Genomic DNA, 14,620 nt, shown 5'->3' with positions numbered 1-14,620 from the left:
AGCCAGGTTGTTCCGCGTGCTCGACGGCGTAAGTGCAGGGTGTCCAGCACAGGGCTTGGCCGTAGGTCGGCCTCCTCCGAAGCCGCCAGCGGTAGTTCGTGCCGTTGACGACGATGCGACGCGATCGCTTGCGCCCCAGTGCCATAGCTCCTCCTCAACACGGAGGATGCTATCGATCCCCGTGCGGGCACTCATTTGCGTTATCGCTTCATGCTCGCGAGATCTCCGGTCCTGGAGGCAGCGGGATGGGGCCTGTTGACGGTTTGAGACGTTCGACGAATTGCCCGAAGGTCGGCTCCGGGTAGGGGCAGGTGGCGGCGAGAGCGGTCGCAGCTCTAGCTTGTCCCGAGTCTGGCTCAAGTCCAGCCGTCCCATGGAACGAGTGAATCCCCAGCGCCGCCAGCAACCAGGCAGGCGCCGGCGGTCCTTCGGCGGGTCACCACGTACGGGCGTAGCGTCAGCGCGCGACAAGCGCTGGTGCCGGGCATGTGCCTTTGCTGAGAAGTAGGAACGCTGGGCTGCTGGTGTCGCGCGATCCGCTGACACCACTTGCTGCCCGGTGCCTCCCAAATCTGTGTCCACGGGGCCGACGATCGGGCCACTGGTGGGCGTGCCACATCATGCGAGGAGGTGCTCGGCCACGGCCGTGTCCGTGACGATTCCGTTGAACAGGCCGGTCTTGAGGGCTGCCGATGTGGCGGCGGCCCGTTCACGGCCGTCGGCCAGGAGGATGACGTCGGGTACGTGTCGCAGTTCTTCGAAGCTGATGGCGATGATCCGTTCGCTCAGTTCGGGGGCGATGATCTGTCCCTGGGCGTCGAGCAGCCGGCCTGATACTTCAGCGCACGCGCCTCGGCGCCGGTAGTCCTCACGCTCGGATGCGCTGAGCGCGTCGTAGATGGTGGACAACCCCGGTCCCCATGCGCCGACTGTGATGATGGCCTTGGTGACCTGAGCGAACCGGCTGACGGTCTCGACGATGCCTGGCTGCCGGCGCAGCATCTCGGCTGTGGCACTGTCGGGCAGGAGGAGAGGCGCGTAGATGGGGTAGGCGGGTCCTCGGGCGACCGACGCGGCTCGGCGCACGGCCTCCACGGCGTTGGTGTCCACAGGCCGCAGCGGGGTCACACCGCACAGTTGCACGACTGTACACCGGGGCAGGGCGGTCAGTTCGGGGCTGAGCGCCTCGATTTCGGGGCCCCAGATGAGCCCCAGGACGTCTCCTTCGGTGACGATCTCGGCGAGCAGGCCGGCCGTGACGGCGCCGAGTCGGTGAGTGACCAGCGCCGCACCGCCCGGACCGTCTGCTTGTGAGGTGAAGACGACGGCGTGGCGGAGGCCGTACCGGGTGCGTAGGGCCTCGGAGTGTTCGGCGTCCAGTTCGGCGGGCAGTCGGATCTCCAGCCGGATCAAGCCGTCGCGGACGGCGGTCTCCAGTGTCCGGGCCACCTTGAAGCGGCTGATGCCGAACTCCTCCGCTATATCGGTCTTGGACTTGCCCTCGAGATAGAACATCCGGGCCATGGCGGCCGTCTGCACGAGTTCCTCTGGGCCCGGGCGGTGTGCGCGGGCTCCGCCCTTCGGGTTCTGCTGTGTGGGCATAGGGCTACTCGCTGATCGTCTTGACGATATTGTCAGCCGGGCGCGTGGGAAATGCATCGCTCGCGCCGAGGAGGGCGTACGGATGCCGAACGGGGAGGACGGCCGTCAGCCCGCGTAGGCGTGCGCCGTGCGCGAGAGGGTGGCCCTGACCCATTTGCCGCCGTCGGCTTTGCTGCCGCAGGTCCAGGACTCGGCGAGGGCGGCGATGATCGTCAGGCCGCGTCCACGATCGTCGTCGCGCCCGACGGCGCGCTGGACAGGCAGGACGGCGGACTGGTCATGGACCTCGATGTGGAGCGCATCGGGTCCAAGTGCCAGGCTGAGAGTGATCGTTGAGTCCGGGCCGGGCTCGCGGTCCCCGCGTTCGCTCAGCATCTGGGCGCCGTAGCGGACGGCATTCGTGACCAGTTCGCTGACGACGAGCAGGGCCGCGTCGACGAGTTTCTCGTCCTCCCCCCACCGGCGCAGAGAGCCTTCGGTGAAGGCCCGTGCCTGACGCGCGGCGGGCAGGGCTGCCGGCAGTGCGAGCGAGGCGGAGGCGGCTTCGGTATCAGGGGGAATGGTGCATTCGGCCACGGCATTCATTTCTCGGCCCCTTCAAGGTGCGCGGTGGCCCTTGAGGCCGCAACGGTCTCAGGGCGGGATTCCCCCGGCTGCAGTGCGGAGATCCGAAGAGGTGTGTGCGTCCCATGACGACTGGGGGGAGATTCCCGCGCTGCCTTTGTGCTCAAGTGAGCGCATATGTCTCGGATGTGCTCTTACTTCTATTCAACGCCGCCGTGAGGCGGCGTCAATAGCGGAGAGCCACTCCGCTCGATATTCGAGCGGTTGGTGCTCGAACGAGCAAAAACCGGGGCGCGTCTGTGACGCTCTGCGGTAACCCGGCAGCGAGCGGTAGCGGGCCCCGGGGTTCAAACCGTCGGTGACGCGCAGGATCCCCAGCTCCTGTCGGCGCATACAGGCCCGTGGGTGTGGACTGCTGCACGCTGATGTCCGTGGCGCTGCTGCTGCCGATCGGTTTCCTCACCGACCGGGTACGTGGCCGGGCGGTCACGTCCTTGATTCGAAGGGACGGGCGGGGAATCTGCGCGAAAGTCCTTGCAGGCGAGGTGCTGCTCGATCGCAACCGGGCACCCCGCCGCCGTGCGGACAGCGGGGCAAACGGCGCACCAGTGATGTCCCTCAGCGACCGGGGGCGCTTTCCTGTGCAAGCGGCACCGGTGGGGGCGTGTGCCACCTGCGATCGGTGGCCCACGGCCGTGCGGGGTTCAACTGCCGTACATGGACTGCCAGGCGCGGTCGTACGCCTGCCGGACTCGCCGCCCGGAGGCTCCGCCGTCGGCGGGTGCGGGTATCTCGACGGCGCCGGATGCGGGCCATAGCGGGGGCTGCGGTGCGCTGCTGAGGGCCCAGGCCGCCTGGCGGGCGGCGCCGAGGGCGACGTACTCGTCGGGCCGGGGCACGGTGACGCCGGTACCGAAGATCTCGGCGGCGACCTCGCCGACCACCGGCGCCTTGGCGGCGCCGCCGATGAGCAGGACCCGGTCGACCCGGACCTCCTCCTCCCGCAGTTCGTCCAGGGCCTCGGCCATCCCGCAGAGCATGCCCTCGACCGCGGCTCGGGCCAGGTTGTGCGGGTACATGTTGGCCTTGCGCATTCCAAGGAGGCTTCCGGCGGCGTCCGGGAGGTTGGGGGTGCGCTCCCCGCCGAGATACGGCAGGAGGACCAGGCCCCCGGCCCCCGGCTCGGCCTTGCGAGCGAGCGCGTCGATCTCCTCCAGGTCGGTGCCGAGCATGCGGGCCGTGGAACTGAGCACCCGTGCGGCGTTGAGTGTGCACACCAGGGGCAGGAACTGCCCGGTGGCGTCGGCGAAGCCGGCCACCGAGCCCGACGGATCGGCGGTGGAGTACGGCGACGATGCGAAGGCGGTGCCGCTGGTGCCGAGCGAGATGACGACGTCGCCGGGGCTGATGCCGAGGCCGAGCGCGGCGCCCATGTTGTCCCCGGTCCCCGCGGCGACCAGTGCGCCGCTCGGCGCGCGGCCTGCCGCTTCGTTGGGCTCCAGCACATGGGGCAGCTGTGGGGCGCGCCCGCGGAAGGCGAGGCGGAGCAGGTCCTCGCGGTAGCGGCCCTCGGCAGGGGACCAGTAGCCGGTGCCGGAGGCGTCGCCGCGGTCGGTGGTCGGCCCGGCACCGCTCGCGGCTCCTCCGCGCAGCTGCCAGGTGAGCCAGTCGTGCGGCAGCATCACTGCTGCCGTACGGTCGGCGAGTTCGGGCTCGTGGTCGGCCATCCAGCGCAGCTTGGCGGCGGTGATGGCCGCGACGGGCACGGTGCCGACCGCGTCCGCCCACTGCTGCGCTCCGCCGAGCTCGTCGACGAGGTCCGCGGCGGGCCCGGCGGAGCGGGTGTCGTTCCACAGCAGTGCGTCGCGGACCGGCCGGCCGTCGGCGTCGACGGCCACCAGGCCGTGCTGCTGTCCGGCGACCGCGATCGCGTCCACGCGGTCGAGCAGGCCGTCTCCGGCCTCGAGCAGGGCCTGCCACCAGGCCTCGGGGTCGACTTCGGTGCCCTCGGGGTGCGCTGCGCGGCCCCGCGCAAGGACCTCTCCCGTATCGGCATCGCAGACGACGATCTTGCAGGACTGGGTGGAGCTGTCCACCCCAGCGACGGTCGGCACGGCTCAGGCTCCCGGGCGGATCTGGATCTTGCGGCCCACGCCGGCGCGGAAGGCCTGGAGCGCGTCCCCGAACTCCTCAAGGGCGAAGCTGTGCGTGATCATGGTGGTGGCGTCCAGGACGCCCTTGCCCATGAGTTCGACAGCCCGGCCGAAGCTGTGCACCACGGCCATCGACCCGACGACGGCGATCTCGTCGTTGTAGATCCGGAACGGCGAGAACCGGGCCGTGGCCTCGGAGGGCGCGACGCCGAACTGCTGGAACGTGCCGCCGCGGCGGACCCGGGTCAGCCCATCCTCGATGGCGCGGATGACGCCGGTGCAGTCGATGACGACCTCCCACCCCTGCGGCCGGTCGAAGTCGTCGGCGCTGGTGGCCGCCGCGTCCGCGCCCAGCTTGCGGGCCACCTCAAGCCGGTCGGTATTGAGATCGACCACCGAGACCGAGGCGGCACCCGCCCTGGCGGCCAACTGCAGCATCATCAGCCCCATCGTGCCCGCACCGTAGATCAGGTAGTGCGCCCCGAGGTCGCGCGGAAGTACGTCGAAGCCGTGCACGGCGCAGGACAGCGGCTCGATGAGGGTGCCCTGCGTCAGGTCCACGCTCTCCGGCAGCCGGTAGCAGTTGCCGGCGGGGACCTTCACGTACTCGGCCATCGCACCGTCCACGGTGTCGCCGATCGCGCCCCACCGCTCGCACAGGTTGCCGCGTCCGATCGAGCAGAAGTGGCAGGCGCCGCAGAACAGGGAGGGGTCGACGGCGACCCGGTCGCCCGTTCGCACCCCACTCACCCCCGAGCCGAGGGCCACGACCTCGCCGGTGAACTCGTGCCCGGGGATGATCGGGTACGGCGTGGGCGCGAACTCACCGTCCACGATGTGGATGTCAGTGCCGCAGATGCCGACCGCTGCCACCGCCACGACGACCTCACCCGGCCCCGGGGTGGGGTCGGGCACTCTCTCCACGGAGTACGAACCGGGGGTCTGGATCACTACAGCGCGCATGGTTGTTGACTGCCTTTCACGTGGTGACGATCTCGACGGGCACGCCGAGTGCCTCGATCGCCTGGACTTCGTCCTCGGGCGTGTCCGCATCCGTGACGATCAGGTCGTAGCCGGCGGCATCGCCGTAGCCGTGGGTGGCCGTGCGGCCGAACTTGCTGTGGTCGACAGGCAGGACGCGCCGCTCGGCGGCGCTCTGCAGGGCCTCCTTGAGGTCCGCCCACTCCTGGTCCGGGTGGAACAGCCGGCCGCTCTGGATGGCGGTGGCGGAGGAGAACATCACGTCGGCGCGGATCCGGGCCAGCTGGCGCAGGGTTTCCGTGCCGGCGCAGGCCTCGAAGTCGGCACGGAACGCGCCGCCGAGCATGATCACGCGCGTGCCTGGCGCGGCCTCGGCGCCACCGACGAGACCGGCGATGCGGAGCGAGTTGGTGACCACGGTCAGCCCCTCGATCCGGGTCAGCTTGCGGGCGAGCGGGAACAGCGTGCTGCCGCAGTCCATGAGGACCGTCTGACCCGGCTCGACCTCCCGGACGAGCCGTTCGGCGAACACCTCCTTCACCTCGATGTCGAGGTACTCGCGGAAGCGGGTGGCGGTCTCCAACGTGACGTTGGGCAGCGCGACGGCCATGCCGCGGCGCTTGTGCAGCAGCTGCCGGGACTCCAGGTGGGTGAGGTCACGGTGCACGGTCATCGTGCTGACCTGCAGGTTCTCGGCCAGATCATCGATGCGTACGGCGCCCTGGTCGATGACCTGTTGCAGCAGCTGCCGTCGGCGCTGCTCGACGTCGGCCTCGGTCCCGCGGCTCGGCCTCATCTGCCTGCTCCCTCCTCAACGACGGTGCGCTCGGATCGGCGCGTTCCAAGCCTCAAACATCACACACTTTCTGAGAGATTTTGGCAATCCATTGACAGAAAATGTTTCAGGCGGCTTTCATCGAGGCCACGTCGACCCGGCATGAACCACGCGCCGGACCAGCACGGAGGTATCCCCGTGGCCCGGAGCCATACCCCCACCCGGCCCTCCATCCCGGACGACGGCCCGCTGCCGTCCCCAAGGCGCTCGCCACTCGACCGGATGGGCATTCCCCGCACCCTGGCCTGGGGGTATCTCGGGCTCGTCGTGTTCATGATCGGAGACGGCATCGAGGTCGACTACCTCTCGCCCTACCTCGTTGACCTGGGCTTCTCCGAGAGCGGCGTCGGCCTGGTCTTCACCGTCTACGGCATCGCGGCGGCGGTCGGAGCCTTCCTGGCAGGCGCCCTCTCGGACGCCTGGGGCCCGCGCCGGGTGATGGCGGTCGGCGCCGCCTTCTGGGCGTCTTCCACGTCCTGCTGCTTGCCGTCGCCGTCCCGGCCAAGAGCTATCCGCTGATCCTCGCCAGCTACGGCATCCGCGGGCTCGGCTATCCGCTCTTCGCCTACGGCTTCATGGTGTGGATCATGGCGTCCGCGCCCAAGCGGCAGATCGGCACCGCACTGGGCTGGTTCTGGTTCTCCTTCACCCTCGGCCTGCCCACCCCCGGCTCCCTGCTCGCCGCCTCCCTCATCCCGGCGATCGGCGCCTACCCCACGCTGTGGCTCTCCCTCGGCCTGATCCTCGTCGGCAGCGCCATCGCCCTGACACTGCTGCGTGACCGGGCCGGTTTCCAGGGGCTGCTGCCGCCGGAGCAGCGAGCGCCAGTCATATTTTTGTGGCAGGGCGCAAAGCGGATGCTGAGATGGGAATCGTCGGCTTGGGCAGGTGGGGCCTGCGCAGCAGCAGCGTGAGCGCCAGGGCGGCGAGGGCGCCGCAGAAGCCGAGCAGCATCGCGGACGGGCGTGTGCTGCCGTCCTTGCAGACTGCCCCCGGCCCCCGCGATCCCGGCCCACTTCAGGGCGCCACCTATGCCAGACAGTGTCATGTCCGTGTCCCCCGTGTGCTCGTGCCCGTTCTCGTACTTGTTCGTGCTCGCCGCCGCTGCCAACGTAACGGCCCAGTCCACGGCCCCGTCGGCAGGGTCAGCCCCGCCACCAGGGCTCGCGGATCTCGTCGTCCTCCACGATCCCGCAGTTCGTGCCGTTGACGACCGCACCGGCCGGTACGTCCCAGCCGACGACGCCGGAGCCGACCCGGCCGAACTCCACCATCCGCGCCCGCTGTCCGCCGTGCCCGGTGTTCACATCGCACTCCACGACCGTCGTCCAGGACCGCCCGTCCAGCGCCCCGGCGAGGGCGAGGACCGGCAGCACGAGCACGGCGAGCAGCACCGCCACGGCGCGCGTGCCGTCCGCGGCCCGCTCCCGCCAGCCCTGCGGCGCGGTGCCGCTACGGCGCCCGCTGCCCCGCTCGCGCCGCCCGGTGGCGTACTCCGCGATCAGGCCGAGCCGCAGCCCGTACGCCACCAGGGCCACCGCAAGACCCCACGCGGCGCCGTGGAACGCGCCGACCGCCAGGCCGAACGCGACCGGCAGCACGGTGGCCGTGGCCAGGGCGCGGCGCGCGGGCGCGGGCGCGCCCGGGCGCAGCTGCGCGGAGCCCTTCGCGGCGAAGTACGCGTAGCTGATGTGGGACACGACCACCGCCAACACGGCCGCGAGCGCGGCCTCGTTGAGGAGCATGCCGATCAGGATGTCCGGCCAGTTGGCGGGCTCCATAGCGATGAGGGCCTCGCGGGCCTGGCTGCCGCCGCCCAACGTCCAGGCCAGCTTCAGCACGGGCACGACGAAGATCACGGACAGCAGCACCATGTGGCCCGGGCCGCCTTTGAGGTCCTCGGCCTTCTCCCGCGCCTCACGCTCCGTCATGCGGGCCAGTCTCGGCGGGCGCGCGCCGCGGCCCGCGACGGCTTGCGGGACTGGTCACCCGTGTGGCGTTGCCGGTACGTTCGGACCTTCGGCGCCTGCGCGAGCGCGAGCGCGAGCGCGGGCGGAGGCGAGTGAGCGAGTGAACGAGTGATGGGGGAGCGGGACATGGGTGCGGTGCACGACGGCTTCGGGGCGGGGGCCGGGCTCGGCTTCCAGATCGTGCGGCGCGGCTACGACCGCGCACAGGTCGACGCGTTCGTGGAGACGCTGTCCGCGGCCGCCCCGCTCGAACCGTCGCTGTCCTTCGATGTGGTCCGGCGCGGCTACGACTGCGGACAGGTGGACGCGTACCTCCAGGGCCTGCTCGCGGGCCGCCGCCTGGGCGGCGCAGCCGAGGGCTGCGGGCCGGTGACCGAACCCCCGGCGGCCGGGCCTGACGCCTCCTCGGGGCGGTGACCGAGCACCCGCACGTCCCCACGGCCAGACGGAATCGCTCCCGGCGGAGCTGCCGGCCGCGTACGCCCAGAATTCCCGCATCACGGCGGGCGGCGTCGGCCCGGACAGTTCCAGCTGCGTGAACAGCACCGCCACCGCCCCCGTGGACGGCGTGACGTGCGCGGTCGTGCCGGTCCTGCCGGCCCAGCCGTAGCGGCCCGGAACCTGCCATGGCTCGACCGGGTCCACGTCCAACGAGCGGGCCGCGCGGGAGCGCCGTCGACGTGCTGACTCCGCGGGAGCGCGAGGTGCTCACCTTGATGGCGCAGGGGCTGGGCAATGCGGAGCTCGGCAAACGGCTGTTCATCACGGACAACGCGGTGCAGAAGCACATCGGCAACATCTTCGTGAAGCTGGGACTGCCGGCCGCCGACGGCGGACACCGCCGGGTCCTGGCAGTCCTCAGCTACCTGGACAGCGTGGCTGGCTGACCACCGTGGGCCCCGGCGCCTGCCCGGCCGGGCCGGGTGGGCGCGTCCCTCGCGATCTCGGCAGAAGCCGGTTTGACGACAGGGCCTAGTTACTTGCCACTGAAAGAGGGTTTGCGACGGCTGGGGGGCGGTGCTGAGCGAGGTTCATGGTCGTGGTGTCGGGTCGCCTGGGCCGTGTTTACCGGCTGAGAACGGCCATCCTGTGGAGGTTGTAGGCGAAGATCCCGAGTCGGGCCCATGTCTGGGTGCCGGTCAGGCGGCGGAGGCGGGTGCGGCGGAAGCCGAAGCTGAGTTCAGGTGGCTGATACGGGCTTCGATGCCAACTCTCCAGTTCCGCATCCGCCGGAACGAGCGGGTGTGCTCGTACGCACGTCGTGCCTTTCCCGGTTTTCCGGCGCGCTGGAGGCCGACCCGCTGGACGCCGAGTTCGGTTACGGCGTGTCCGATGGGTCAGGCCGGCTGCGGTGGGCGGTGTCTGTCGTGTGACCGGGAGCGGCGTAGATGATCCCCGTTCTGGGACGGCTGCGCGTGCCGAGACCGGCCGGCGGACATCCGCGTACCCGTCCCGACTGCCTGAGCGCCGACAAGGCGTATTCGTCGCGCCGCAACCGTCGTTACCTGCGACGACGTCAGATCCGACATATCATTCCGGAGCGTTGCGACCAGCGGGCCCACCGCCGCAACCGTGGCGGCGTAGGTGGCAGGCCCGCTGGCTTCAACCGGGAACTGGACGCACGCAGGAACGAAGTCGAGCGATGCGTCAACACCGTCAAGGATTTCAGGGCCGTAGCAACCAGGTACGACAAGAGAGCGTACGTATTTCAAGGCACTGTCACTGTCGCTCAGCGATACATCTGTGGCTACGAACGTGACCCCCTAATCCACCCGGCCTGCGAAGCCGTAGTGGAGTCCGCGGCCCGGCACCGGGAGCCCTGCGGGCAGCTCTTCGCCGCCCAGGGGCGGAAGGGTGAAGGCGTCCCACTCGATGGCCTGGTCGAAGTAGTCGGCGAGGTTGATGACGCTCGTCTCCTCGCCATGCGTGTACGTGGTCAGGGTCGGCTCACCGCCCATCCCACAGCCCTCGACGACCGAGATCCACTGATCACAAGCCCAACGCAGCTCATCAGGGCGGGTCGCGACAATCGTTGCGCAGTGAGCGACGGATCCGCTGTAGGCAGTGTCGTCCAGCACGTAGAAGCTGTACGCCGCCTCGTGGTGGTGTTCGGCCACGATCTCGCGGGATTCGCAGGGCAGACCGATCAACTCGGCCAACTCGGCCAACTCGGCCAGTCCCGATCCGGTGACGTGGTTCTCGGGATCGGCCGCCCGTATCCGGGTGAACAGTTCCTCCGCCTCGGCCTGCCGCCGCCTGATCGTGGTTTCGTCCTCGCCGTACTCCTCAGCGGCATCCGGGTTGAGGTCCAGCATGTTCTGCCAGTGGTCGATCTGCTGAATCAGCCGTCCGGCCAGCAGGGTCATCGCGGGCACATCCAAGGGGCGCGTACTCAGAACAGCGCGCAGCCAGGGTTCCTCCGGCCACGTTTGCACCTCGAAGTCCGCCGAGGCATCCGCCGGGTCGGATGCCGTCATGCACAGCAGCCGGGCCAACTCATAGGCAGCTTTCGGATCGCCGACCGTCGCCGCGGTACGAAGTCGCGTGATCGTCTTGTCATCGATCGCCATGAGCCACAGGCTATGGGCCGGCACTGACATCGGTCCCACACTGATCCGAACACGCCCTAAGGAGGCTGGGCAGAAGTCCCAGGTGTCCTCGGGAACTCCCGTGTCCTGGCACCAGTCGGTGAGCTGTCGGCCTCGCGCCTCCAGCAAGGCCGACAGACCGCTCCGATGTTCGTTGATCGCATCGCCCAGAGTGGGTGCGAGCGGCGTCGAGCAGACGGTACGTTTCCCGACGCGGTTGGGCGGGGCTGCTGGTCTTGAGGGAAGGGGCGCGCGTGCCGTTGGCGGTGGAGTTTCTGGATGGGAAGGGCTTCAACCTTGTCACGATCGTTCTAGCGGTTGTGGCGGTGGTCCTGGGAGGGATCTCGGCCTATTACGCCAGGAAGACACTGTTCCCGCCGAAACGTCAGCTTACGTACTCACTTGAGAGTGTCATCGCTCTGGTCAATCGAGCAGGTCTGGGAGTTGGCGGCGCGGAGATCGAAGTCCGGCGCAACGGGGAGCTGTTGAACGATCCCCACCTGGCTGCCGTGCGACTCAAGAACACCGGCCGCCATGACATCGACAGTCAGCGCTTCGATCGCGAACGCCCGTTGGAGCTCGATCTGAATGTGCCGATCAAGGAACTTCTGAGCGCTACCAACGGTGAGCGGGACTCCGTCATGGACGGCTGCACCGTCACAGGTACGACACTCACATTCGGGCCTGAACTGATCAGCAGATCTCGACCGATCAACTTCGTCATGCTGGTGGAGAACGTACCAACGCTGGAAGTCCGCGCTCACCTGGTCGATGTGAAACTGCGCAGGGCGAGCTCCGACGGCGCACGAACCAGAATGATGAGGACCCTCGTAGAACTGTCCGCGACAGGCTCCGGGGCCGCAGCGGCTGCTGCGCTGGCCAGACTCCTGTCCTAGGGCCCGTCTTCCCGATCTTCGTGGAGCAGCCCACGGAGATCGAGGAGACGGGTCCTAGGCGTGTCGGTAAGACACGCCCTAGGCGCTCCGCGCGCTGGTCGCGCCCACGCGGCGGAGCCGCACATGGACAGTGACCTCGCGCCCCCGTACGGAGGCGCGAGGTCACTGGTCAGGTGGTCAGCACTTCGGCATGTGGACCACGGAGTCGAAGTGCTGCGCTTCCGCCCAGATGGGATTCGGGCCCGCGTCAGCGATCTTGTACCACCCGGTCGTGGACATGCAGATGACCGGGGCGCTCTCGCCCTTCCGTATGCCGTTGCCCACCTTCGGGGAGTGGGTGGTGGCCTCCTTGTAGGTCTGGGCATGCTCGTGGGCGTGCACCCAGATCTGCCCCTGCGCCCTGGGGGCCGGGGCCTGGTCGGCCGCGTGGGCCACCGGCGACAGCCCCGCCGCCAGCGCGAACCCCGCGCCGGCCACTGCCGCGCTCCGCGCGAACTTCCTCATGGTCATACTCCTTGAAGGTCCGAAGGTCATCGGTCTGGACACAGGCGGTTGTTCGCGGGCCGGATGTCCCCCCGGGCACCGTGATCACCTGCGCCCTCCACCCTGTTGCCCCGCCGGATCTTGGGACATCGGCCGCCGGAATGATCAAGGATCCATCGCAGGAGGCAGATCGCCGAGACCGTCTCCTCCGCAGGGCCTAGTGCCGCATCAGGCAACGTTCGCCCTATTGACGACTTCGCGTAGGCGCTCGTCCTGGGCGTGCTTGTTTCGCCAGATGCTGTAGCGGCGGATCATGCTGCCCTGTTCCTTGTGGCTGGCGTGGTCTGTGCCGTTGAGAGCGAAGTAGCGCAGGGCGGTGAACTGGGCCTCGATGCGGTTGAGCCAGGAGCTGTTGGTCGGGGTGTAGGCGATCTCCGCGTTGTTCGCCGCCGCCCATGTCGCGACCCGGCGGCAGCGCCTCGTGGTCAAGTGCGGGGAGTAGTTGTCACAGATGATCGCGATGCGCACGTCCGCCGGGTGCAGCGAGCGCAGGTAGCGGCAGAACTCCAGGAACTTCGGCCTGTTCTTGGTCTTCTTGATGTGCCCGTAAAGCTGGTCCTTTGCGAGGTCGTAGGCGGCGAAGAGGTGGCGGACCCCGTGCGGGCGGGTGTAGGTCGCCCGGCGGCGGGGCCGCGGCTCGCGGTCGGGATCCCTGTGCCGGCTGCCGCGTTCGGCCCATTGCCGACCGGGGTGAGGCTGGAGGTTGAACGGCCCGAACTCGTCCATGCAGAAGACAACTTCGGGCTCGCCGTCCTCGGGTATGACCTCACCATCGGCGATTGCGTAGAGGTGCTCGACGCGGGCCTTCTTGGCGGCGTAGTCCGGATCGCGGGAGGTCTTCCAGGTCTTTATGCGTTGAAATGAGACACCCTCCTCGCGGAGCAGGACCCGCAGGCCCTCGTGGCTGATGTCGTCGACCACCCCCTCGGCGACCAGGAAGTCGGCCAGCTTGGCCAGGCTCCAGGTCGAGAACGGCAGGCCGTGCTCGGTCGGCTTGACTTGGCGATCTTCTTGATCTCCCGGCGCTCGGGCAGGGTGAAGGTCCTCGGCCGCCCGCCCGTGTACTTCGGATAGAGGGCGTCGAAGCCGTCAGCGTTGAAGTTGTGGATCACATCCCGGACCGGTCCGCGCTGGTGAACGTCACCTCGGCGATCTTCGCCACGGGCATGCCCTGGGCTGACAGCAGCACCATCTGCGCCCGGCGCCAGGTCACCACCGACCCGGTGCCCCTGCGGATGATCCGCAGCAGCCGTCTGCCCTCGTCGTCATCGATCTCACAGACCCGCACTCGCTCTGCCACCGGCACAGCTTGCCGGACGCGCGCCGCCGGAGTGGAATCCGGACGGTGCGTCACCTCACCACAGCACAAGGGTCGCTGATGCGGCGCTAGCCGAGATTCAGAACCTCATCGTCCGCGTGCGTGCCGAACTCGGCGACGCGCACCTCCGCGATGTGCTCGTACCGGCTGATCCGGTCGGTCCACTCCGCGTCGACGCCGAACGCCACCTGCGCGAAGCCCACCCGCCCGACGGCCTCGGCCAGGCCCGGATCGCCAGGGGCCAGCAGCCGCACCGGCGCGTCAAGCGCCACGGTGTGCGGCGGCACGAAGTACTCGTCCGGCAGAACGGTGCGCGCATGGACGAGCGCGCCGACAGCGACAACCGAGCCGGCCCCCAACCGTGCGCACTGCAGGACCGTCGCCGCGGTCGCCACATAGACGCACCTGCCGACCTCGCAGCCCAGCAGCGTGGCATGCGGCCCCACGAAGACGTGGTCGTCGACAAGCACCGGCTGATCGCCGGCGACCGCAGACCCGCGCAACACCGCGTTCTCGCAGATCACCGCCGCCTCCCCGACCTCGATCCGCGACCCCTCGGCATCGAGCACCGCACCGTACATCACCCGCGCCCTCGGCCCCACGCGGACATCACCGACGAGCGTGGCCGTCGGGGCGACGTAGGCGGTGGGATGGACCTGCGGTTCATGCCCGCGATGCCGGATGCGGATTCCCCGCGCTTCAACGATCACGAGCAGATTCTCGCCCTACCGACCGCGAGCATGCTGGCGGATTTCGGACGTCGCGTTCGCCGAGACCTGTGCCATCCGCGATCTGAGGCACTACAGGGCGAACGTTGGCTGATGCGGCACTAGTTGAGACAACGCTCTGTGCGAGGACGGCGAAGACGGCGAGGACCGCGGCGAACGGATGCTCTCCTTCTCGCCCTCGCTCAACCCGCACCTCCTGCGCGCCTTCGCACTGCCGGTCGAGGAAGCCATCCGCACGGTCCTCCAGCCTGCCCGACCGCCCGCCGGACCGTCACGGTGACGGTGTCGAGGTCCGGCGCCCTTCATCACGGGCCGTCCCGATTCTCGCCGGTGTCAGCGGCGGATATGGATCCGCACGTGACCGCGGCACAAGCGGCTCGCCGACAGGCCCGGAAGAGCGCGGGTCAAGCCAGCCGTGGGTAAACGCTCTTCCGATCGGAGG

General features: G+C 69.2%; 14 protein-coding genes and 3 pseudogenes. 6 read left to right on the top strand and 11 right to left on the bottom strand.

Going from position 1 to position 14,620, the window contains the following annotated elements; genetic code table 11:
• Positions 1-618: 618 nt before the first annotated feature.
• From ACWD10_RS24545 to ACWD10_RS24525, 5 genes are all read right to left on the bottom strand, one after another.
• Complete coding sequence (locus tag ACWD10_RS24545; protein ID WP_451094436.1) at positions 619-1,602, bottom strand: sugar-binding transcriptional regulator; 984 nt, start codon at positions 1,600-1,602, stop codon at positions 619-621.
• Positions 1,603-1,707: 105 nt separating this feature from the next.
• A complete protein-coding gene (locus ACWD10_RS24540) occupies positions 1,708-2,187 on the bottom strand; it encodes an ATP-binding protein (protein ID WP_451094434.1) in 480 nt (159 codons plus the stop codon).
• A 683-nt stretch (positions 2,188-2,870) separates the two neighbouring features.
• Positions 2,871-4,280, bottom strand: a complete 1,410-nt coding sequence (gene xylB / locus ACWD10_RS24535) for a xylulokinase (RefSeq protein WP_451094432.1) — start codon at positions 4,278-4,280, stop codon at positions 2,871-2,873.
• Between the two features lie 3 nt (positions 4,281-4,283).
• On the bottom strand, positions 4,284-5,282 hold the full coding sequence (locus ACWD10_RS24530; RefSeq protein WP_451094430.1) for a zinc-dependent alcohol dehydrogenase family protein: 999 nt from the start codon (positions 5,280-5,282) through the stop codon (positions 4,284-4,286).
• A 16-nt stretch (positions 5,283-5,298) separates the two neighbouring features.
• Positions 5,299-6,096: a DeoR/GlpR family DNA-binding transcription regulator gene (locus ACWD10_RS24525; RefSeq protein ID WP_451094428.1), complete on the bottom strand. Its 798-nt coding sequence runs from the start codon at positions 6,094-6,096 to the stop codon at positions 5,299-5,301.
• 177 nt (positions 6,097-6,273) lie between these two features.
• On the opposite strand from ACWD10_RS24525, the gene ACWD10_RS24520 reads away from it, so the two are divergent.
• Positions 6,274-6,654 carry an MFS transporter gene (locus tag ACWD10_RS24520; RefSeq protein ID WP_451094426.1) on the top strand — a complete coding sequence of 127 codons (381 nt, stop codon included), beginning with the start codon at positions 6,274-6,276 and terminating at the stop codon, positions 6,652-6,654.
• A gap of 68 nt (positions 6,655-6,722) precedes the next feature.
• Positions 6,723-7,049: a hypothetical protein gene (locus ACWD10_RS24515; RefSeq protein ID WP_451094424.1), complete on the top strand. Its 327-nt coding sequence runs from the start codon at positions 6,723-6,725 to the stop codon at positions 7,047-7,049.
• Between the two features lie 231 nt (positions 7,050-7,280).
• On the opposite strand, the gene ACWD10_RS24510 is transcribed toward ACWD10_RS24515, so the two are convergent.
• A complete protein-coding gene (locus tag ACWD10_RS24510) occupies positions 7,281-8,066 on the bottom strand; it encodes a hypothetical protein (RefSeq protein ID WP_451094422.1) in 786 nt (261 codons plus the stop codon).
• A gap of 165 nt (positions 8,067-8,231) precedes the next feature.
• Between ACWD10_RS24510 and ACWD10_RS24505 the strand changes: the two genes are divergently transcribed.
• The gene (locus ACWD10_RS24505) at positions 8,232-8,522 is read left to right on the top strand and encodes a DivIVA domain-containing protein (protein ID WP_451094420.1); all 291 of its coding nucleotides are present in this window, start codon (positions 8,232-8,234) and stop codon (positions 8,520-8,522) included.
• Positions 8,523-8,785: 263 nt separating this feature from the next.
• Positions 8,786-8,992 (top strand): response regulator transcription factor, encoded by a 207-nt coding sequence (locus tag ACWD10_RS24500; protein WP_451094418.1) that lies wholly within the window; start codon positions 8,786-8,788, stop codon positions 8,990-8,992.
• 178 nt (positions 8,993-9,170) lie between these two features.
• On the opposite strand, the pseudogene ACWD10_RS24495 reads toward ACWD10_RS24500, so the two are convergent.
• Positions 9,171-9,430, bottom strand: a pseudogene (locus ACWD10_RS24495) (transposase); the annotation flags it as partial.
• A gap of 63 nt (positions 9,431-9,493) precedes the next feature.
• On the opposite strand from ACWD10_RS24495, the pseudogene ACWD10_RS24490 reads away from it, so the two are divergent.
• Positions 9,494-9,864: pseudogene (locus tag ACWD10_RS24490) on the top strand (transposase); the annotation flags it as partial.
• Between the two features lie 4 nt (positions 9,865-9,868).
• Here the strand turns inward: ACWD10_RS24490 and ACWD10_RS24485 are convergent.
• The gene (locus tag ACWD10_RS24485; protein WP_451094416.1) at positions 9,869-10,675 is read right to left on the bottom strand and encodes a tetratricopeptide repeat protein; all 807 of its coding nucleotides are present in this window, start codon (positions 10,673-10,675) and stop codon (positions 9,869-9,871) included.
• 272 nt (positions 10,676-10,947) lie between these two features.
• Here ACWD10_RS24485 and ACWD10_RS24480 point away from each other — a divergent pair, with 272 nt between their 5' ends.
• Positions 10,948-11,589 (top strand): hypothetical protein, encoded by a 642-nt coding sequence (locus tag ACWD10_RS24480; protein ID WP_451094414.1) that lies wholly within the window; start codon positions 10,948-10,950, stop codon positions 11,587-11,589.
• Positions 11,590-11,766: 177 nt separating this feature from the next.
• Here ACWD10_RS24480 and ACWD10_RS24475 read toward each other — a convergent pair whose 3' ends face one another.
• From ACWD10_RS24475 to ACWD10_RS24465, 3 genes and pseudogenes are all read right to left on the bottom strand, one after another.
• Positions 11,767-12,093 (bottom strand): hypothetical protein, encoded by a 327-nt coding sequence (locus ACWD10_RS24475; RefSeq protein WP_451094412.1) that lies wholly within the window; start codon positions 12,091-12,093, stop codon positions 11,767-11,769.
• A gap of 207 nt (positions 12,094-12,300) precedes the next feature.
• Positions 12,301-13,432 (bottom strand): annotated as a pseudogene (locus ACWD10_RS24470) (IS630 family transposase).
• Between the two features lie 86 nt (positions 13,433-13,518).
• Positions 13,519-14,160, bottom strand: coding sequence for a gamma carbonic anhydrase family protein (locus ACWD10_RS24465; RefSeq protein WP_451094410.1), 642 nt, complete (start codon positions 14,158-14,160; stop codon positions 13,519-13,521).
• Positions 14,161-14,620 lie beyond the last annotated feature (460 nt).

This window comes from Streptomyces sp. NPDC002851 (assembly GCF_053591935.1).
The sequence above is the reverse complement of the archived record's forward strand: the minus strand, read 5'-3'. Positions and strand labels throughout refer to the sequence as shown.